Origin of the sequence: Blautia sp. AF17-9LB (assembly GCF_003479185.1) — a bacterium.
GTDB lineage: Bacteria > Bacillota > Clostridia > Lachnospirales > Lachnospiraceae > Fusicatenibacter > Fusicatenibacter saccharivorans.
The window spans coordinates 39353-57856 of sequence record NZ_QUGU01000021.1; the positions used below are offsets into that span (position 1 = coordinate 39353).

The following is an 18504-nucleotide window of genomic DNA, read 5'->3' on the forward strand; positions in this document are numbered from 1 at the left end:
TACCGTACTTGATCAAAGAAAGGATGTAAAACGAATGAAAGAGACCTTACCAAAGTCCGTTCAGGAGCTGATTTTAAGCCTGAGAGAAAAACTGAAAGACGAGCCGGAAATCGTTGATATGTTTGAGCGATGCTACTCCAATACCCTCGACACAACCGTAAAGAAAATGGAGGACGGCAGCACCTACGTCATCACCGGAGATATCCCGGCCATGTGGCTGCGTGACTCGGTAGCACAGCTGCGCCCGTACCTTGTTCCGGCGCAGAACGACCCGGAGCTGGCTGACCTGATCGCGGGCCTGATCCGCCGCCAGTTTATGTGCATCAACATCGATCCATACGCAAACGCATTTAACGAAGGACCGAACGGCAACTGCTGGGAGAAGGACGAGACCGATATGGGACCGTGGATCTGGGAGAGAAAGTATGAGATCGATTCTCTCTGCTATCCACTGCAGTTCTCCTATCTGTTCTGGAAGAATACAGGAAGAACGGATCAGTTTGACGAGGTTTTCTGGGAGGGTGTTGACAAAATCCTGACTGTATTTGAGACCGAAATGAATCACGAGGAGAAATCCCCGTACAGCTTCATCCGTAAAAACTGCTCCTACACCGATACGCTTTCCCGCGACGGAAAAGGTGCGCAGGTAAAATCCGGCATCGGCCTGATCTGGTCCGGCTTCCGTCCAAGCGATGATTCCTGCCGTTACGGTTATCTGATTCCGTCCAACATGTTTGCGGTTGTCGTTCTGAATTATCTGAAGGAGATCGCAGATTTCGTCGGCGGAAAAGAGGAGATTGCGAAGAAAGCAGAAGAGATGGCAAAGACCGTAAAACAGGCCATTGAGACTTACGGTACCACCCATATCTGGGGACTTGGCGATGTTTATGCTTACGAGGTAGACGGCTTTGGCCAGTATAATCTGATGGACGATGCCAATGTACCGAGTCTTCTGGCTATGAGCTATCTCGGCTACGAGCCGGAAAGCCAGGAAGTGGCTGACAACACAAGAAAGCTGATCTTAAGCGAGGCAAACCCGTTCTACTATTCCGGAACAAAGCTTTCCGGAATCGGAAGTCCGCACACACCGGTCCGCTACGTATGGCACATCTCCAAAGCCATCGAGGGACTGACCGCACCGACAAAAGAGGAGAAACATCAGATGATCCACGAACTGATGGCAACCGACGGCGGTACAGGACTGATGCACGAGGGTGTTTTCGTAGATGATCCGACCGTTTACACCAGAGAGTGGTTCTCCTGGGCAAACGCAATGTTCTGTGAGCTGGTCATGCAGTATTGCGGATATGAGATTAAGAAATAAACAAAAAGAAAAACGAAAAAGATAGAAAAGAGGAGGCTGTGGTCGCTGCACAGCCTCCTCTTTTCGTCTACACCAAAGAAAACTGTCAGTAACAGTTTCCCTGAAAGGAGGGACAGCAGTGGGGAGAATACTGCTGTCCCAGGGGAACATGGGATTTTCATTTTGATTCATTTCTCTGCACACGGGGTATTATACACAGTTTTTTTGTGATATGTAAAAGATATAATTGATATGAAAGATATAATAAATTGGCATGACGAAGAAATGTAAAAGAATCTGAGCATCAGAAAATCTTAGGAAATTTATTGGGATTTCTTTGGAAAAGAAGAAGCGGAATCCTAAGAATGTTTTGGTAGAATCCTCTTATCAAGTGAAGATGAGAGAGGAAAGAACATGACCTGGAAAAACGAGAAAAAATCAAAAGCATTACTTGTGGTATTCGGCATTTACCTGGCGCTGCTTGTCTGGTGCATTTTATTCAAATTCGCTCTGCGCCCGGAAGAAATTCCGCACCTGCGGGGGATTAATCTGGTTCCGTATGCGGCGTCGGTTGTGGTGAACGGGAAAGTGCAGATTAGTGAAATTATCGAAAATATGCTGGTCTTTCTGCCGTTCGGCCTCTGCATCTCAGCCATCTACCCGGACAGCGAAATTCAGAACCGCATTCTCCTTGCATCGGGACTAAGCCTGTTTTTTGAGGTGACACAGTATATTTTTGCGATCGGCGCGAGTGATATTACGGATGTGATCGATAATACGCTTGGCGCGGTGATCGGAATTCTATTGTATCTGGGGATGAAAAAAATCTGGAAAGAGAAGACGGGAAAGATCATTACCATTCTGGGAGCGGTGCTGGAAGTGCTGTTTCTGGCGTTATTGTTTTTTACGTTTGCGGCGAATAGGATGTTTTAAGATTGGAATTCAGGAAAGGATAGTGTATAATCGAGAAAAGGACAAATTCCGAAAGCAGGTGTGATGGATGGAAAAAGTAATCAGTATAGGAAAACAGAATTTTGCATCCTTAAGGGAAAACCATTATTTCTTTGTGGATAAATCTCACTTCATCAAGGACTGGTGGGAAAACGGGGATGAAATCACCTTGATCACCCGCCCCCGCCGCTTTGGCAAGACACTGAATATGAGCATGCTGGACTGCTTTTTCTCTAATAAATATGCCGCCCGGGGCGATCTGTTTGAAGGACTTGGCGTTTGGAAAGAAGAAAAATATCGGGAACTGCAGGGAAAGTATCCGGTGATCTTTTTGAGTTTTGCAGCCGTGAAAGCAGATCAGCTTTCGGAAGCAAAAATCCAGATCAAACAGCAGATTGCGAGAGTGTATGAAGAAAACCGTTATCTTCTGGATGGGGATCTGCTGAGCGGAAATGAGAAGAAAGCATACAACGAGGTCAATCTGCATATGGGTGATGCGGAGGCCGCAGCGGCACTCAATAATATGAGTATGTATCTGGCGCGGTATTACGGCAGAAGAGTGATTATTCTGCTGGATGAGTACGACACGCCGATGCAGGAAGCGTATGTCCATGGCTACTGGGCGGAATTTACAACGTTTGTGCGGAGTCTGTTTAATGCGACGTTTAAAACGAATCCTTATCTGGAACGTGCGATGATGACCGGAATCACGAGGGTTTCGAAAGAAAGTATTTTTTCTGACTTAAATAATCTGCGTGTGGTGACGACGACATCGGATCTGTATGCGGACTGTTTTGGATTTACCGAAAAGGAAGTTTTTGCATCTCTGGACGAGTTCGGAATGGGAGACAAAAAGGACGTTGTGAAGCAGTGGTATGATGGATTTATCTTTGGCGGACACCGCGATATCTACAATCCATGGTCGATTACCAATTATTTAAAAGAAAAGAAATTGCGCCCGTACTGGGCAGATACGAGTTCGAACGGTCTGGTGGGAAAGCTGATCCGCACCGCCTCGCCGGAAATCAAAGAGTATATGGAAGATCTACTGAACGGACAGGCAGTCACGGTGAACTTTGATGAGCAGATGGTGTTTGAACAGCCGGATTACAATGAAAATGCAATCTGGAGTCTGCTGCTCGCGAGCGGTTATCTGAAAGCGGAAGAGGTGGAGTATCGCGGAATTACTTTGAAGCCGTGGTATCAGCTCCGTATCACCAATCTGGAAACGGTGAGCATGTTTGATGATATGTTCCGCGGATGGTTTGAAGCATCGGAAGCTGGGTACAGCAGCTTTGTGAAAGCACTGATGCAGGGCGATCTGGAAGCGATGAATTATTATATGAATAAAGTGTCACTTGCAACATTCAGCCATTTTGACGTTGGCGGAGAGAACAGTGAAAGTCTGGAGCCGGAACGATTCTATCATGGCTTCGTCCTGGGACTGATGGCAGAACGCGCAGAGTGTTATCAGATCCGGTCGAATCGGGAAAGTGGATTTGGACGGTATGATGTGATGATGATTCCGAAGAATAGAGAAAAAGATCCGGCGATTATTATTGAATTTAAAGTCTGCAGCCGGGTAAAAAAGGAGACACTGGAAGATGCGGTGCAGGAGGCTTTAAAACAGATCGTGGATAAAAAATACGACGCAGAACTGGTGGCCCTCGGCGTGCCGCAGGAAAGGATCCGGCATTATGGGTTTGCATTTGCGGGGAAGAATGTGTTGATTGGAGCATAGCAGGAAAAGAAAAACGCAGTCACGAATTTTGATAGGAGTTTGTGACTGCGTTCCTTTTTGGCGAACAGAAGTATGGTTAAAAGAGATGCAGAAGCATCATATAAGAAATCGTTCCGAGCAGGATGAAGATCAGTGTCTGGTGTTTCCATTTGTAGGTGATGAAGACGACTGTTGCGGCGAGTAATTTTGGCACTGCGGCAGAGATACCGCCGGATGGGATATCTTTCATACAGTAGACAATCAGAACTGCCATGATGGCTGACGGCAGTGCCTGACCGAGGCGCTCCAGTGAAGCGGGCATTTTTCGGCTGCCGGAAAATGCAAGAAACGGAAGTGCGCGGAGTCCGAATGTGATTACAGCGGAAATGGCGACGGCGGTCAGAAAATAGGAAGTTGTCATGCGAGGTTCTCCTTTCGCTGGAACAGAAGTAAAATGGCAGATACGATCAGCAGTGCCGGAAGCATGAAGTGGTTTTCACCGAAGATCAGCAGGCAGATGACGCCGATGCCAAGACCGGTGAGTGCTGGTGTGTGCTTCTTTGCTTTTTCCCACTGGTCAATGAAGATGATGAGAAAAAGTGCTGTCATACAGAAATCAATGCCCGTCAGGTCGAACGGAATGATCTGACCGAGGATGCCGCCAAGAATCGAACCAACCATCCAATAACAGCGGCTGAACAGTGCAACGAGGAACATGGTGTCCTCCTTTTCTTTTTGGGGGAGATCTAAGGTACAGTTTACGGCGTATGTTTCGTCGGTCATGGTGTGAATCATGTACAGTTTCCGCCGTCCCATCTGTTTAAATTCTTTCAGGAAGGTAAGGCTGTAAAAGCTCTGGCGGCTGTTCATCAGAAGTGCGGTGAGGGCAATCGTGATGAGAGATGCGCCGCTGGAAAGAAATGTAATCAGGACGAACTGGAATGCACCCGTGTAGACTGTCAGACTCACCAGCAGCGAATTATACTATTCAAAACATAGTGAGTCAATAGGAATATAGAAAAATAAAATCTAAACTTCCGAAGAAAAATCGTTTTCCAGCGTGGCGAAGCAGCAGATGTTTTCTTGAGGGGTGAAGGGTAAACAATAGTCACAAAATCAGGCGGTATTCTTCGGAATTGTGCATATGGAAGGGGAGAAAAAGATTTGCTATACTAAATCTGTATGAGGGTTTTTAGCACAGTTATAAGAAATGGAAAGGGGATTTTTAATTATGGCAATTACAGAGACAAAAACAAAATATGGACAGGTTCATGGTGTGCAAAAAGACGGCTACACGGTATTCCGCGGCGTTCCGTACGCAAAGCCGCCGGTAGGCGAAAAACGATTCTGCCCGCCGGAAGAGCCGGCGTGCTGGGAGGGCGTTTATAAGGCGGATCATTTCGGATGTGTCTGCCCGCAGACCGAGCATGAGCCGGACTCCTTCTATGGAAAAGAATTTTATCTCGATCCGGAATTTGGTATGAACCAGAGTGAGGATTGTCTGTACTTAAACATCTGGACACCGGCAAATGCAGCGGATGAAAAACTGCCGGTTGCCTTCTGGATTCACGGTGGTGCATTCATGCATGGATTCAGCCACGAATCCGAATTTGATGGAGCTGCTTACTGCGAACGCGGAGTGATTCTCGTTACGATCAATTACCGTCTCGGTGCTTTCGGATTTTTGGCACATCCGTGGCTGTCCGAGGAGAGCGGTGTCGGAAGAAGCGGAAACTACGCGATTCTCGACCAGATCGCAGCACTGAAATGGGTAAAAGAAAATATCGCAGCATTCGGCGGCGACCCGGAAAATATCACCGTATTCGGCCAGTCCGCGGGATGCATGAGCGTACAGACACTCGTCAGTTCTCCGCTGACTGAAAACTGGATCAGCAAAGCCATTTTCCAGAGCGCCGGCGGCTACGACACCGGACTGAACCGCGATATGCCGCTTTCCGAGGCAGAAACCATCGGCCAGGAATTTGTAGAGCTTAGCGGAGCAAAATCGCTGGAAGAACTGCGTGCGATTCCGGCTGAGAAAATTGTGGAGCTGCAGGAGGAGTTTGGCCGCGTAAATCCATCGAGAATGCTGAGTTTCGTGCCGAACATCGACAATCACCTGCTGACCTGCGGCTATAACGAGGCAGTAACCGAAGGAAAAATCAAGGACATCCCATACATGCTCGGATCAACCGCAGACGACATCGGCGTGTTCCCGGAGATGAAAGAAAAAGGCGAGCACGGCGGCATCTATAAGGGATGCATCAACTGGAGCCTTGCGCTGGAAAAACTCGGAAGAAAACCGGCTTACGTTTACTACTTCACCCGTGCCCTGTTAGGTGACGACGCCGGAGCGTTCCATTCCTCCGAACTCTGGTACATGTTCGGAACCCTGGGCCGAAGCTGGCGCCCGAAAACTGAAGGCGACTATGCCCTCAGCAAAGAAATGATGGACGACTGGACTAATTTCATGAAAACCGGAAACCCGAATGCAGAGGGAAAAGACGACTGGAAACCATGCACAAAGGATGATCCGTATGTGCAGGTGCTGGATGTGAGAGAATAAGCAGAAGGAAATAAAAATGGCAATCGAATATAAAAGACTTACCCAAAAGGAACTGGATCTTTTCATTCAGATGAGAATCCATCAGCTTCGCGAAGAGGGGGCAAAAGAAGAAATTGATTTAGCACCTGCGTTAAAAGATTACTATGAACGTCATATGGCGGATGGTACTTTTGTATCTTGGATTGCTGTTGACGGAGAGAGCATCATCGCAACAAGTGGAATGTCATTCGTAGAAAAACCTCCATACTTTGGATGCCCGAGCGGCAGAATTGGATTACTGTCCAGTATGTTTACAGATCCGGCGTATCGAAGAAGAGGTATTGCAAAAGAATTGCTGTCCCGTGTGATAGAAGATGCAAAAGAATATGGATGCGGAACAATACAGATTACGGCATCGGATATGGGCGTTAAGTTGTATACAGATTTTGGATTTGTGCACAATGGGAATTTTATGCAGTATAAATTGTAATGTCCCTCAGAAAGAGATATTCTCTCCACTGGCTGTGATACTGGAAAAATATTCAAAGAAAGAGGGAAAATTAGAATAAAGAAAGAGCAGCATTTTACCGGCGTGTGAAAGGTAAAAATGCTGCTCTTTTTGCGTGGCAGAATCAGTCGTCCAGATCGTTGCGCTCGCGGAAGATCTGATAAATGGTGTCGATCAGTTCATCGTCATCGAGGCCTTCGAACTCGGCTTCGTTGACATCGAGATTCTCGGAAATGATGCGCAGAATGTGTACCGGTTCGTCATCGCCGCCGTCGGCCGGATAGAGAACTGCGTACTCATCCTCCTTGTATTCTACGATATCCAGAAGCTCAAAACGGACAGAATTTCCGTCCTGATCGGTAAGGACAATAAGATTGGAATCCATAATTGCAATATACTCCTTTATGTGTTATTTTTGCCGCTCAAAAACATGCAAATATAAATTTATTATACTATGAGCAATTGGATTTGAAAAGAAAAAAGTGTCTGGTGCGATACGCTTGATATTTTGCGCCGATACGGTATAATGACAACAGAGTAAAAACTGGCGGCTGTGGCCGTACCCGGAAAAATTGGGTGAAAGGAAGAACTTATGAATTATCAGGTATTAGATGTCAAAGTAAAAGATACAGAAGAAACTGCAAAATTATATACGTATTTTCTGGACAACTCGCGTGAGATTGCTCCGGAACGCGTGCGTCCGGTCATCGTGATCTGCCCGGGCGGCGGTTATGAATGGGTGTCCGAGCGTGAGGCAGAGCCGATTGCGCTGAAGTTTGTCGGAGCCGGTTACCACGCTGTTGTTCTGCATTACAGTGTTGCTCCGGCAGCTCACTATCCGACGGCACTCCGCCAGCTTGCCTGGACCGTTGCACATCTGCGGGAGCATGCGGCAGAATATCATATTGATCCGAACAAAGTAGTAGTAGCGGGATTTTCCGCAGGCGGCCATCTGGCAGCATCGTACGGTGTGTTCTGGAAAAAGAAAACATTCCTTGCAGAAGAACTTGGCGTAGACGCAGAGCAGCTTCGTCCGAACGGTCTGCTGTTATCCTACCCGGTTATCACATCCGGTCCGAAAGCGCACCGCGGATCCTTCACCAATCTGCTGGGAGACCGGTACGATGAGCTGGTAGACGAGATGTCTCTCGAGAATCAGGTCAGCCTCGATACGCCGAAGACCTTCCTGTGGCATACCGCGCCGGACGACTGCGTGCCGGTAGAAAACTCCATTCTGTTCTTTACAGCACTGCATGCACTGGAGATTCCGGTAGAAATGCATATTTATCCGGTCGGCGGCCACGGCCTTGGCCTTGCAAGCGAGGAGACACAGAGCTATGAATACCAGAACGCAGTACGCGAAGAGTGCCAGAGCTGGATTTCACTGGCACTGAGCTGGATGCAGCATTTATAAAAAAATGTCCCAGAAGGGAGAACAAAGATGAAAGTATTAATTGTAGTAGATATGCAGAATGATTTTATCGACGGAAGTCTCGGCACGAAAGAGGCGGTCGGGATTGTTGACCGCGTTGCAGAGGTGATGGATTCGTTTGACGGAGCTGTTATCTGCACCAGAGATACCCATTTTGCGGATTATCTGGAAACGTCCGAGGGCAGAAAACTTCCGGTAGAGCATTGTATCGAAGGAACGAAGGGTCATGCACTGCAGGATACAATTCAGAAAATGGCGGAGAAAAAACAGGCCGTGGTGATGAATAAAATCACCTTCGGTGCAAAAAATCTGCCGGAGGAGATCGAAAAACTGGCAGGCGGCGTGCTGGAATTCATTGAACTCGTGGGACTCTGCACCGACATCTGCGTGATTTCCAATGCCATGCTGCTGAAAGCATTTTATCCGGAAGTGCCGATTTCTGTCGATGCATCCGCGTGCGCGGGCGTAACGCCGCAGAGTCATAAAAATGCATTGGAAGCTATGAAAATGTGCCAGATTGACATTGTAAACGAATAGACGGAAAAGAGGAAAAATTATGAGCACAACAAGATTATTTGATCAGGATGCGTACCTGGGTGAATTTGAGGCAACCGTAGGACGGAGCGTCTGCGAGGGCGGCATGTACCGCGTGCTGCTGGATCAGACCGCATTTTTCCCGGAGGGCGGCGGTCAGCCATCAGATGAGGGAACGCTGGATGGAATTTTTGTAACGGATGTACAGGAAATCGACGGCGAAATTTGGCATACCGTGGAAGCACCGCTCGAGCCGGGCAAAACGGTAGTTGGAAAACTTGACTTTGAAAAACGTTTTTCCAATATGCAGAATCACTGCGGAGAGCATATCGTGTCAGGTATCGTGCATCGGATTTACGGTTTCAACAACGTTGGATTCCATATGGGAAGTGATGTCATTACCGTTGATTTTGACGGCGTTCTGACCGAGGAGCAGCTCTACGATGTGGAGCAGGAGGCAAACGAAGCCGTGCTTCGAAATGTTCCGGTTACGATCAGTTATCCGTCAAAGGAAGAGCTGGAAACCATGGATTACCGGAGCAAAAAAGAGATTGAGGGCCAGGTGCGGATTGTGACGATCGAAGGCTGCGACAGCTGTGCGTGCTGCGGAACCCACGTTGCAAAAACAGGGGAAATCCGTCTGATCAAAATCTTAAGTGCCCAGAAATACAAAGGCGGCGTCCGCGTGACCATGCTTTCCGGTGAAAAAGCGTATGCGGATTACTGCTTAAAACACATCAATACCCTCGGCATTGCACGTTTACTTTCTGTAAAACCGGAAGAAGCCGGGGATGCTGTCGTACGGCTGAAACAGAAAAATATTGAGATGAAAAAAGAAATCAAACAGCTCAAAAAAGAACTGTATGCACTGCAGGGAGCACCGGAGAGAAAATAATGGCAAAAGAAAAAGAAATCAAAACAAATGCAATGCGGATTCTGGACCGCCAGAAAATCAAATACGAAGTTCTTCAATATGAATGCGATGAATTTATCGACGGGCTTCACACAGCAGAGAAAACCGGCGCGCCGGTCGAGCAGTCGTTTAAAACGCTTGTGGCACAGGGAAAAAGCAAGCAGTATTATGTGCTGGTGCTTCCGATTGCAGAGGAAGTAGACCTGAAAAAAGCCGCAAAAGCGGTGGGGGAGAAATCCATCGAGATGATCCATGTCAAAGATATCACTGCAGTCAGCGGATACGTCCGCGGCGGATGCAGCCCGATCGGAATGAAAAAACAGTATCCGACCGTGATTCAGGAATGTGCGGCGAATTTTGACAAGGTTTACGTGAGCGGGGGAAGAATCGGAACCACGCTGTGCATGGCGCCGGAGGATCTGAAGAAGGTCAGCAGAGCGGAGTATGCGGATTTTATTCAGTAAAAACAGAAAAAACTGTATGGAAGCAGACCAGAACGAAGAAAAAAGTTCTGGTCTGTTTCTTTTTGCTGTGATGCGGCTGGAAAATTTCTTTCAAAAAAGGATCATAAAATAATAGCCAAAAAGCAGCGGTGAAATTGCGATACGATTCTACGAATCCGCGAAAAACGGAAAACCTTTCACACGATTTTTCTTTTTGGTGTGAGAAATTTTCATCCCGTTTTTGGAGGCAATTCACAAACCGGAAAAAGTTGCTGAAAACCGCTGGACAAATCGAAAAGAGGCAACTATAATGACCTCACAATCAAGTTGACCCAAACGAAACGGGAGGTGAGAGACAAAATGTCTTTGCAGCACTGTCTGGTACTGACAGTTGCGACAGGGGCGGTATGGATGGATTTAAGAACACGCAGAATTGCAAATGAATGGATTATCACCGCATGGATCGCCGGGCTGGTTACACAGCTCATCCGCTATGGCGCCGCGGGAGCGGGTATTTTTCTTTTTGGGATGCTTTTCCCGATACTCGCACTTTACATTCTGTTCTATTTTCATATGCTGGGCGCGGGAGATATCAAACTCCTATCCGCTGTTGGAGGCTTTCTCGGTGTGCCAGCGATCCTGAAATGTATGATTGTGTCGTTCCTGTCTGGAGCGGTCTTATCTATCGGAATTATTCTCGTCTGCGGAAATTTACCGCAGCGTCTTACCAAATTTTTCAATTATTTCCAAACTTATTTTACCAAAAGAAAATACCAGAAAAAAACAGAGCCGGTTCCCTATTACGATGGGAAGTGGGGCATGGAGTGCATCCATTTTTCCGTTCCCGTGCTGATGGGAGTGCTGCTCTGGATTGGGGGATTTTATTGAATACTGCAAAGAAAAAGAGTGTTTTTGCAGTCTGTGACACGGAAATGGAATATGCACGCAATTTTATGGAATATCTGAACCAGAAGAGAAATATTCCGTTCGAAGTGCATGCGTTTTCCAGTGCGGAGATGTTCCTGGAGTTCGCAAAGAATAACGAAACAGAGATTCTTCTGATTTCGGATAAAGCGATGAAAGAAGAGATCCGCCGGTATCCGATCCGTCAGATTATCATTCTGTCTGAGGGCGTACACAGTCCGGTGCTGGATCAGTATCCGGCGGTCTACAAATACCAGTCGTCGGAAAAGGTGATCCGCGAGGTCATGGCGTGCTACGGCGTAGAAAATGGTGTCGATACATCGCCTGCACTGCTGCCGAAAAAGGAAATGCGTATTATCGGCATTTATTCGCCGGTCGGACGGACGCAGAAGACCTCGTTTGCCCTGACGATGGGGCAGATTCTGGCGAAGGAGCGGGCAGTTCTGTATCTCAATATGGAAAGCTATTCCGGATTTGAACGGCTGCTGGAATGCAGTTACGACAGGGGGATGAGCGATATTCTGTATTATGCGAGACAGGAAAATCAGGGCATCATCTACAAACTGGGCGGAATGGTCCAGTCGATGCAGAACCTGGATTATCTGCCGCCCGCCGCATCGCCGATGGACATTCAGACTGCAAAATATGAAGAATGGAAATGGCTGTTTCAGGAGATTGAGAAGAACAGCAGTTATGAAGTGCTGATTCTCGACCTCGGGGATGGCGTGGCGGACCTGTATCAGATCCTGGATTTTTGCAATGAAATTTACGTTCCGATAAGGAATGATGTGATTTCTGCGGCAAAAATGGAGCAGTTTGAAAATTTGCTGCGCCGGTGGGACTGCCAGTCAGTGCTGGACAAGATGCGGAAAATCCACGTTCCGTTCCACACGGCAAACCGGACGGGAAAAGCCTACTTTGAGGAGCTTGTCTGGAGCGAGCTGGGCGACTATGTGCGTCAGATTCTGCGGGACGGCAGAAGAGGAGAAGAAACATGACAATGCCGGAAATTCTGCGGAGAAAACTGATGGAGCGGATCGATATCGCATCCGAACCGGATGACGGAGAGGTTCTCGAAGAGATTGACCGTCTGATTTTAGGGGAAGAAGAAACACGGTATCTTCCGGTGGCACAGAAGGCGGAGCTGCGCAGACAGCTGTTCTACAGTGTGCGGAGGCTCGATGTCCTGCAGGAGCTGCTGGAAGATGCGGGAATTACCGAAATTATGGTAAACGGTTATCAGCATATCTTCGTGGAACGGAACGGCAGAATCGAGAGATACGGCAAAAGCTTTACCTCCGCGGAAAAGCTGGAGGATGTGATTCAGCAGATTGTAGGCCGGTGCAACCGCGTGGTGAATGAACAGAATCCGATTGTGGATGCACGGCTGGAAAATGGAGACCGCGTCAACGTTGTCATGAAACCGGTCGCATTAAACGGACCGATTCTGACCATCCGCCGCTTTCCGGAGCAGGCGGTGACGATGGAATTTCTGGTCTCCATCGGGAGTATTACAAAAGAGGCGGCAGAGTTTCTGCAGGCCCTCGTCCGGACCCGCTACAGCATGATGATCGGCGGCGCGACCGGATCTGGCAAAACGACATTTCTGAATGCGCTTTCCGCTTACATTCCAAAGGGCGAGCGCATCATAACCATCGAAGACAATGCAGAGCTGCAGATCCAGGGTGTGGAGAATCTGGTGCGGCTGGAAGCAAAAGAGGCAAATCTGGAATCAGGAACAGAAATTACGATCCGCGATCTGATCCGCGCAGCTTTGCGTATGCGGCCGAACCGCGTAATTATCGGCGAAGTGCGCGGAGCGGAAACGTTTGAATTATTATCCGCACTTATATGTACTATATAACAATTATATATATAACGTATATAAGGATGGAAAATATAGATTAGAGGGAAGGCATAGGAACGATATGAACATTAAGTATAGGTTATTGTGTAAAAGGTTAATAGAGGAAAGGAAGAGAGTAGGTGTCATTCAATATTATAATGTACTGTTCATAATGGAGTTATTGTCAGATAAAGACATATGGTTTTTAGAACAGTGGGTGAACGGTATAAATAACATATGTATGAAGGATATACATAACTGGTGTAGAATGCATTTTGTTAAATATCACACTGTATTTGTTTACAGGAAAGAGTATCCGGTAAAAGCAAATATTTGGAATGGATATTCATATATAAGGTGGCGGATGGAGCGGATGATGAATTTGGAATAAGATAAAATAGTGCTTGCATGAAAGGGAGTCTTAGAGTAGGGTATTCTTTTGAAAGTATGGATAGAACGAAGGCTGAAGGCTCTGCGCTATTCGTTTGGCAGAGCCTGAGTGTTGTCCTGATCCGTAGAAAATAAATCTAACTGACCTTCTGGAGTGGAACTTTGACCGGATTCATCTTCAGTTGATTGTTCTCTTTTTTTGGGTGTTTTATGAGTGTATAATTTCTCAAAAGGAAGTGAATACTTGGATTTTTTATTGTATTCTAGTAAAAGAGCTTCTGCAAACCCTAATGAACCGGCACGACGTTCTCTGGCAGTACGACTGATTTCTCTGACAGAGACACGTCCTACTTTTTCTTTAAATGTGTCATCTTTCATTGTTTCTCCATAAGCATTATCCAGACGGGCAATAGCATTAAGCATATTGGAGCTAAAGGACATAGGCGCGCCTTCCCATGTGGCAACGCAAAGGCGTAAAACACGATCAAGAGTGTGAAAACCATATTTTTCATAGATATTAATTAAAGTGGATACAGCACATATACCTCCGGGGCGAGAGGAAGAAGTAATAGAGAGATCATATGATTCAACAAGGTCACGAATAATAAGTTCTCTATCATTACCAGCTTCAATATTAGCCATGAATATTTCATAAGGTAGTAACGATTTGACATATTTCATCTGATTTGCAAAAATATCTGCTTCTTGAGTGTAAACAAGATCATCATAAACCATGCACCAGACAGGAGTTTCTCTTGATCCAGAGACGAGAGCGACAATTTCTATAGTGTGTTGTCCGTTGAACACATAATTTATCCCATCACGTCTACTTACTTTTACAGGGTTTATCTGATAAAGGTCAAAATTAGCTGCAGCACGCTGAACGTGTTTGATAGAAAGATTACGTTGGTAATCTTGATTTGAACATAAATTTTTAATAGGTATTTGCTCAAAATGCACTTGGGGAACAAACTTTTGTAAATCTTCGGTATTTCCATCCATAATTATATTTCCTCCAATTTTTTCAAAATATTATTTGTGGTTGATATTAGGCACATAAGCTGATATTTAAGCTTATATTTTGCTGTATCAGATGCAATTTTAAAATCTGAAACTTTTAATACTCTTTCGATAGAACTGTTCCATGAGGGAATCGTCAACGTAAGACTTGCAATTTCCGCATCTGGATCAAATTGTGGCAGATTGCGTATAGATGGAATAGAAACGGAAGATTCTTTCTTTAATATTGGTTTGGCGTAATTATTCCACAGTAATTCCCTTTTCATATCATGATAACTGAGATGTTCTATCTTTTCGGCAAGAAGGTAGTTATTTAGACTTAAAAGCTGCTCTTTTGATAATCCTGAAAGTTCAATAATATTAGCTTGGGAAATCCAAAGCTGACCAGAACGAACTCGTTTGACAAGATCCGGAACTTTTTCATCAATTATATCTAGTGCACTACTGTAAGCAGAATATTTGTAAACGGTAGCCATTGCTACATTACATTCTTCGGATATTTTTTTTGCTGCGATGCTTGCACCGGAAATATGAGATATATTCGTAGATGAAAGTTGTCTTGAAACTAAAATTTTTTCAGCATCATATTTTTTCCCAATCAGGTATTTTTTATTGATATTGGTTAAATCCTCTCGTTTAAGTTGGTCAGCACATATCCATGAAATTACATCTTCTTTACTGGAAAAATGGAGTCTTTTTATTCGGAAAGGAATACTGTGTTTACGAAATAATTCATATGCTTCTATACCATTAATGACAATACCATTCCATGTGCAGATGGGGGTGTGATAGGAATGACATAATATCTGTTGCTCAAGTTGTTTATAATCTTTTTCACTGAGATATTGATACAAATTGGTGAATTCTAGTTTTGTTTTTAATGTATATATACTATAATTGCGCATACTCATCTCCCATTATTTCTGATTTGAATTCTGTTTGTGGCAGTTTTGTGATGATGTTATCCATGGAAAATAGAGCTATTTTCTTATCTGGGTAAATATTGCCTTCTAAACGAAAAATGTTAAATTTCTCCCAAGAAAGGTTAAGCTGGGAAAGTGAATATAGTAATTCTCGGCTGTACAATTCATAACTGTTACCATTGATGACAAAATAATCCTTAACTTTATGTGCCAATTTATCCTCTGCACAACTAGCCTTTATACCTATCATTTTTTGATCAGGATTAACAAGAAGTTGAATATATTCTGGGTTACCAATTTGACGGAGTGTATTGCGGTGGATTCGTATACGATTCTTTTTAAAGTCAATACATATTAGTGGATGGGAAGAGTGTTTGTTGTTCATAGGATTTTTCCTCACTTTCTGCTGTTGATGGTTCTTTTGCTTTTTCTATGGATTTATCAGTTGCCTTCTTCTTTTTTTGTATGTCAAATACTGCGTAGCCTTCAAATATATTGACTTGCATTGATTTCTGATGTTCTTCCACTGGAATACCGAATTGATTCTTCCATTCTTCAGGATAAGAAGGTGTCCTAGCAGTGGTTACAGTTCCATTGTCTTTTAGTGTACGAGGAAATATTTCAGGTGAAGTTAAATCGAAAATGAACAGTATTTCATTGCCAGAACGAATTAATTTGCCGAGAATCTTGTACCGATAATTAGGATTCCAATCCATGAGAGATATCACTTTAGCAAAGAAAATTCGACAGGTGATTTGTTTTGGCGAACGCTTTTTTCCAGAGGAACACCAACGAAAAGAGTCTTTTTCTTCTTCTCGACAGGGACGGACAGCCAGTTTTTTTTCAATGGGATTGACTAATATTTGCACATATTCGACATCGGGTAGCTTTTTTATGCAGGCGGTATTTACAGATACCTTGTAGTTATTAAACGTAAACGAAGGTTCGTAAATATGAGCGAAGAATTCGCCACGTACAACTTGATAACCGTCATAGCTGAAAGAATCATCGTCAATGACTTCCATTTGATTTGAGGGGCTGGGTGCGACTGTTATTGGCATAGGTGTGTTGATTTTCATCATATCAGAAGGTTCTGTAGTCATATTCCATTGATTTATAGGTTGCTCGCTCATTGGGTGTCTCCTTTAATTTCTGTAATAATATTCTTTATATTTTGTATAATGGTTTCTTTAGGAGTGGTTTGTAGCTCGGGTTCTTTATAAGGTTTACTTTCTGAAGCAGTTTGCCAGTTTTTGTCCACTGTAAATTCTGTTAATTCTGGCGCTTGAGACTGAGTATAGTAATTATTACCGAAGCTATTCATCCAGTCGGCAGGATAAGCTAACACACTCTTAGAATCAGATATTGTATCAGGCGTGTTGTTATTGGGGGCGGATACGTCGTTGGTACTTGTCGGGATTCGTATTTCTGTATCGTCCATGTTGAAAATAAGGACATTTTCATTGTCTTTTTGGTGAGCAACTCCTAATATTCTATATTTGCATTTTTTGTCCCACTTAAATATCTCGTATAATGTTGGCAAAAATGCAGCACCGGAAATTGGTTTTGGAATAAGTTGACCATCTTTGAGACGTGACCACTGCACTTTATTTTTTGTTTCAGAGGAACATGGTCGAATAGCAAGTAGTTTTGAGCTCGGGTGTATTAGCATTTCGACAAATTTTATGTTTGGAAATTTCCGTATAGCATCTTTGTTAAAAGAGATCTGTTTATATGAAAAAGAAACAGAAATCCGACCAACCGAGGAGAAAAATTGTCCTCTAGCAACTTCATAGTCTCTTAAATCGAAGGAACCGGCGGAAGCAGTAATTGTATCAGGTGCATTCATATTTGCCGGTTTAAGGACGCTTTGAGATGCTTCAAAGTAGTCTCTGGATTTAAATCCAGACCATCTTGGATTAATGCTTATAAATCCACTTAGAGAGCCTTCTTGTATCACATGTAATTCTGGTAAAATCTCTTTATTTCCATATTTCGCATTTGTAATTAATTTTTGAACAGCTATGAAATCATCTCGGGAGATAATAGCTTCATGATGTCCGACTTTTCTGTATTGATTACGGTCTTGATTGTTTTTCCTTGATTTATGGTCAAGATAATTCGGAGTCCATGTTTTTCTCGCCAGAACATCCCCACAATGGCGTTCATTTTGAAGGATTTGTAGTATGGTACTGGATGACCAGACATCATTATTCTTTTTTGTTTTACAACCGAGTTCTGTCAAAGAATCAGCAATTTGTTGAGTACTGCTTCCATTAAGATACATATAAAAAATAAGCTGCACAATTTTAGCTTCATGTGGATTGATTACAAGATCTCCATTTTCGTCTTGGTCATATCCGAGCAGAGGAGGTGTAAGGAATATTCCCCGACGAAAACGCATTTCAATGGAAGAATTCATAATTTCACTTTTGGTATGACTTTCTTCCTGCGCAAGTGTTGACATGAATGACAGAATCATTTCGCTTTTGGGATCAAGAGTATTTAAATGCTCTGTTTCAAAAAATACACCGACGGGTGGACGGAGTGAAGAAAGCTCTCGTACATATCGGATACAGTCAACAACGTTTCTTGCAAATCGGGATACACTTTTTGTTATGATTAAATCAATTTTTCCGCCTTCACAATCTTTAATCATTTTTTTGAATGCATCTCTATGTTGAAGCGAAGTGCCGGAAATGCCTTCGTCGGCATATATTTCTACAAGCATCCAATTCGGATTTTTATTTACTACATCCTGATAATGATTTTTCTGTAATTCATATGAGGATGTTTGGCGTGGATCATCCGTAGATACCCTTGCATATACAGCTACTCGTAGTTTTTTTTCTGTTTTAAAAATATCCTCTGGTGGAAGTGCCGGAATTACTTCCAGTTCTTCTGGATCAATACCTTTGTATCTTTGCCGGATTCTGGCTTTCTGTTCATCAATATTACTGCTTCGTTCTTCACTTTCTTTCATCAATAGCGACATCCTTTATAGTTGATATAACTATCATAGAATTTTTGGATTGAAAAAGACATAAACCAT

20 protein-coding genes are annotated in these 18504 nt (G+C 44.3%); 12 read left to right on the top strand and 8 right to left on the bottom strand.

The features are described 5' to 3' along the window. Positions 1–34: 34 nt before the first annotated feature. From DWX00_RS17405 to DWX00_RS17415, 3 genes are all read left to right on the top strand, one after another. Complete coding sequence (locus DWX00_RS17405; RefSeq protein WP_118595886.1) at positions 35–1324, top strand: glycoside hydrolase family 125 protein; 1290 nt, start codon at positions 35–37, stop codon at positions 1322–1324. Positions 1325–1717: 393 nt separating this feature from the next. Continuing rightward, positions 1718–2236 carry a VanZ family protein gene (locus DWX00_RS17410; RefSeq protein ID WP_118595887.1) on the top strand — a complete coding sequence of 173 codons (519 nt, stop codon included), beginning with the start codon at positions 1718–1720 and terminating at the stop codon, positions 2234–2236. Between the two features lie 67 nt (positions 2237–2303). Next, positions 2304–3995: an AAA family ATPase gene (locus DWX00_RS17415; RefSeq protein WP_118595888.1), complete on the top strand. Its 1692-nt coding sequence runs from the start codon at positions 2304–2306 to the stop codon at positions 3993–3995. A 76-nt stretch (positions 3996–4071) separates the two neighbouring features. On the opposite strand, the gene DWX00_RS17420 is transcribed toward DWX00_RS17415, so the two are convergent. Together DWX00_RS17420 and DWX00_RS17425 are read right to left on the bottom strand one after the other, a co-directional pair. Beyond that, positions 4072–4395: a branched-chain amino acid transporter permease gene (locus DWX00_RS17420; RefSeq protein ID WP_118595889.1), complete on the bottom strand. Its 324-nt coding sequence runs from the start codon at positions 4393–4395 to the stop codon at positions 4072–4074. Then, a complete protein-coding gene (locus DWX00_RS17425) occupies positions 4392–4943 on the bottom strand; it encodes an AzlC family ABC transporter permease (RefSeq protein ID WP_243038049.1) in 552 nt (183 codons plus the stop codon). The genes DWX00_RS17420 and DWX00_RS17425 overlap by 4 nt, the downstream gene beginning before the upstream one ends. A 262-nt stretch (positions 4944–5205) precedes the next feature. Here DWX00_RS17425 and DWX00_RS17430 point away from each other — a divergent pair, with 262 nt between their 5' ends. Both DWX00_RS17430 and DWX00_RS17435 read left to right on the top strand, forming a co-directional pair. Further along, entirely contained in the window at positions 5206–6540 is a 1335-nt protein-coding gene (locus tag DWX00_RS17430; RefSeq protein ID WP_118595891.1) for a carboxylesterase/lipase family protein, read from the top strand. A 16-nt stretch (positions 6541–6556) separates the two neighbouring features. Beyond that, complete coding sequence (locus tag DWX00_RS17435) at positions 6557–7009, top strand: GNAT family N-acetyltransferase (RefSeq protein ID WP_117509966.1); 453 nt, start codon at positions 6557–6559, stop codon at positions 7007–7009. Positions 7010–7151: 142 nt separating this feature from the next. Here the strand turns inward: DWX00_RS17435 and DWX00_RS17440 are convergent, their stop codons facing one another. Further along, positions 7152–7412 (bottom strand): DUF1292 domain-containing protein, encoded by a 261-nt coding sequence (locus tag DWX00_RS17440; protein WP_022461956.1) that lies wholly within the window; start codon positions 7410–7412, stop codon positions 7152–7154. A 207-nt stretch (positions 7413–7619) separates the two neighbouring features. On the opposite strand from DWX00_RS17440, the gene DWX00_RS17445 reads away from it, so the two are divergent. The 7 genes from DWX00_RS17445 (at position 7620) to DWX00_RS17475 (ending at position 13137) form a co-directional block, all read left to right on the top strand. Further along, positions 7620–8441 carry an alpha/beta hydrolase gene (locus DWX00_RS17445; protein ID WP_022461955.1) on the top strand — a complete coding sequence of 274 codons (822 nt, stop codon included), beginning with the start codon at positions 7620–7622 and terminating at the stop codon, positions 8439–8441. Between the two features lie 27 nt (positions 8442–8468). Continuing rightward, positions 8469–8996, top strand: a complete 528-nt coding sequence (locus DWX00_RS17450) for a cysteine hydrolase family protein (RefSeq protein WP_117813468.1) — start codon at positions 8469–8471, stop codon at positions 8994–8996. Positions 8997–9015: 19 nt separating this feature from the next. Further along, on the top strand, positions 9016–9888 hold the full coding sequence (locus DWX00_RS17455; protein ID WP_118595892.1) for an alanyl-tRNA editing protein: 873 nt from the start codon (positions 9016–9018) through the stop codon (positions 9886–9888). After that, a complete protein-coding gene (gene ybaK, locus DWX00_RS17460) occupies positions 9888–10370 on the top strand; it encodes a Cys-tRNA(Pro) deacylase (RefSeq protein WP_022461952.1) in 483 nt (160 codons plus the stop codon). The genes DWX00_RS17455 and ybaK overlap by 1 nt, the downstream gene beginning before the upstream one ends. 339 nt (positions 10371–10709) lie before the next feature. After that, entirely contained in the window at positions 10710–11237 is a 528-nt protein-coding gene (locus tag DWX00_RS17465) for an A24 family peptidase (RefSeq protein WP_022461951.1), read from the top strand. Beyond that, entirely contained in the window at positions 11234–12271 is a 1038-nt protein-coding gene (locus DWX00_RS17470) for a hypothetical protein (protein ID WP_226906364.1), read from the top strand. The genes DWX00_RS17465 and DWX00_RS17470 overlap by 4 nt, the downstream gene beginning before the upstream one ends. Continuing rightward, the gene (locus DWX00_RS17475; RefSeq protein WP_055265529.1) at positions 12268–13137 is read left to right on the top strand and encodes a CpaF family protein; all 870 of its coding nucleotides are present in this window, start codon (positions 12268–12270) and stop codon (positions 13135–13137) included. Before DWX00_RS17470 ends, DWX00_RS17475 begins: the two co-directional genes overlap by 4 nt. 459 nt (positions 13138–13596) lie before the next feature. On the opposite strand, the gene DWX00_RS17485 is transcribed toward DWX00_RS17475, so the two are convergent. From DWX00_RS17485 to DWX00_RS17505, 5 genes are read right to left on the bottom strand one after another with little or no spacing between them, the layout of a single operon-like run. Continuing rightward, complete coding sequence (locus DWX00_RS17485) at positions 13597–14511, bottom strand: DUF6551 family protein (RefSeq protein WP_117592861.1); 915 nt, start codon at positions 14509–14511, stop codon at positions 13597–13599. A gap of 2 nt (positions 14512–14513) precedes the next feature. Next, the gene (locus DWX00_RS17490; RefSeq protein ID WP_117942811.1) at positions 14514–15434 is read right to left on the bottom strand and encodes a hypothetical protein; all 921 of its coding nucleotides are present in this window, start codon (positions 15432–15434) and stop codon (positions 14514–14516) included. Then, entirely contained in the window at positions 15421–15837 is a 417-nt protein-coding gene (locus DWX00_RS17495; protein ID WP_044999283.1) for a hypothetical protein, read from the bottom strand. Before DWX00_RS17495 ends, DWX00_RS17490 begins: the two co-directional genes overlap by 14 nt. Further along, a complete protein-coding gene (locus DWX00_RS17500; RefSeq protein WP_117942812.1) occupies positions 15797–16585 on the bottom strand; it encodes an integrase in 789 nt (262 codons plus the stop codon). The genes DWX00_RS17495 and DWX00_RS17500 overlap by 41 nt, the downstream gene beginning before the upstream one ends. Then, complete coding sequence (locus DWX00_RS17505; protein WP_117942813.1) at positions 16582–18435, bottom strand: recombinase family protein; 1854 nt, start codon at positions 18433–18435, stop codon at positions 16582–16584. The genes DWX00_RS17500 and DWX00_RS17505 overlap by 4 nt, the downstream gene beginning before the upstream one ends. Between the last annotated feature and the right edge of the window lie 69 nt (positions 18436–18504).

What these genes read in the sequence shown, in the direction of transcription:
- DWX00_RS17405 (WP_118595886.1), top strand. Translation starts at nt 35, where the DNA reads ATGAAAGAGACCTTACCAAAGTCCGTTCAGGAGCTGATTTTAAGCCTG.
- DWX00_RS17410 (WP_118595887.1), top strand. Translation starts at nt 1,718, where the DNA reads ATGACCTGGAAAAACGAGAAAAAATCAAAAGCATTACTTGTGGTATTC.
- DWX00_RS17415 (WP_118595888.1), top strand. Translation starts at nt 2,304, where the DNA reads ATGGAAAAAGTAATCAGTATAGGAAAACAGAATTTTGCATCCTTAAGG.
- DWX00_RS17420 (WP_118595889.1), bottom strand. Translation starts at nt 4,395, where the DNA reads ATGACAACTTCCTATTTTCTGACCGCCGTCGCCATTTCCGCTGTAATC.
- DWX00_RS17430 (WP_118595891.1), top strand. Translation starts at nt 5,206, where the DNA reads ATGGCAATTACAGAGACAAAAACAAAATATGGACAGGTTCATGGTGTG.
- DWX00_RS17435 (WP_117509966.1), top strand. Translation starts at nt 6,557, where the DNA reads ATGGCAATCGAATATAAAAGACTTACCCAAAAGGAACTGGATCTTTTC.
- DWX00_RS17440 (WP_022461956.1), bottom strand. Translation starts at nt 7,412, where the DNA reads ATGGATTCCAATCTTATTGTCCTTACCGATCAGGACGGAAATTCTGTC.
- DWX00_RS17445 (WP_022461955.1), top strand. Translation starts at nt 7,620, where the DNA reads ATGAATTATCAGGTATTAGATGTCAAAGTAAAAGATACAGAAGAAACT.
- DWX00_RS17450 (WP_117813468.1), top strand. Translation starts at nt 8,469, where the DNA reads ATGAAAGTATTAATTGTAGTAGATATGCAGAATGATTTTATCGACGGA.
- DWX00_RS17455 (WP_118595892.1), top strand. Translation starts at nt 9,016, where the DNA reads ATGAGCACAACAAGATTATTTGATCAGGATGCGTACCTGGGTGAATTT.
- ybaK (WP_022461952.1), top strand. Translation starts at nt 9,888, where the DNA reads ATGGCAAAAGAAAAAGAAATCAAAACAAATGCAATGCGGATTCTGGAC.
- DWX00_RS17465 (WP_022461951.1), top strand. Translation starts at nt 10,710, where the DNA reads ATGTCTTTGCAGCACTGTCTGGTACTGACAGTTGCGACAGGGGCGGTA.
- DWX00_RS17475 (WP_055265529.1), top strand. Translation starts at nt 12,268, where the DNA reads ATGACAATGCCGGAAATTCTGCGGAGAAAACTGATGGAGCGGATCGAT.
- DWX00_RS17485 (WP_117592861.1), bottom strand. Translation starts at nt 14,511, where the DNA reads ATGGATGGAAATACCGAAGATTTACAAAAGTTTGTTCCCCAAGTGCAT.
- DWX00_RS17490 (WP_117942811.1), bottom strand. Translation starts at nt 15,434, where the DNA reads ATGCGCAATTATAGTATATATACATTAAAAACAAAACTAGAATTCACC.
- DWX00_RS17495 (WP_044999283.1), bottom strand. Translation starts at nt 15,837, where the DNA reads ATGAACAACAAACACTCTTCCCATCCACTAATATGTATTGACTTTAAA.
- DWX00_RS17500 (WP_117942812.1), bottom strand. Translation starts at nt 16,585, where the DNA reads ATGAGCGAGCAACCTATAAATCAATGGAATATGACTACAGAACCTTCT.
- DWX00_RS17505 (WP_117942813.1), bottom strand. Translation starts at nt 18,435, where the DNA reads ATGAAAGAAAGTGAAGAACGAAGCAGTAATATTGATGAACAGAAAGCC.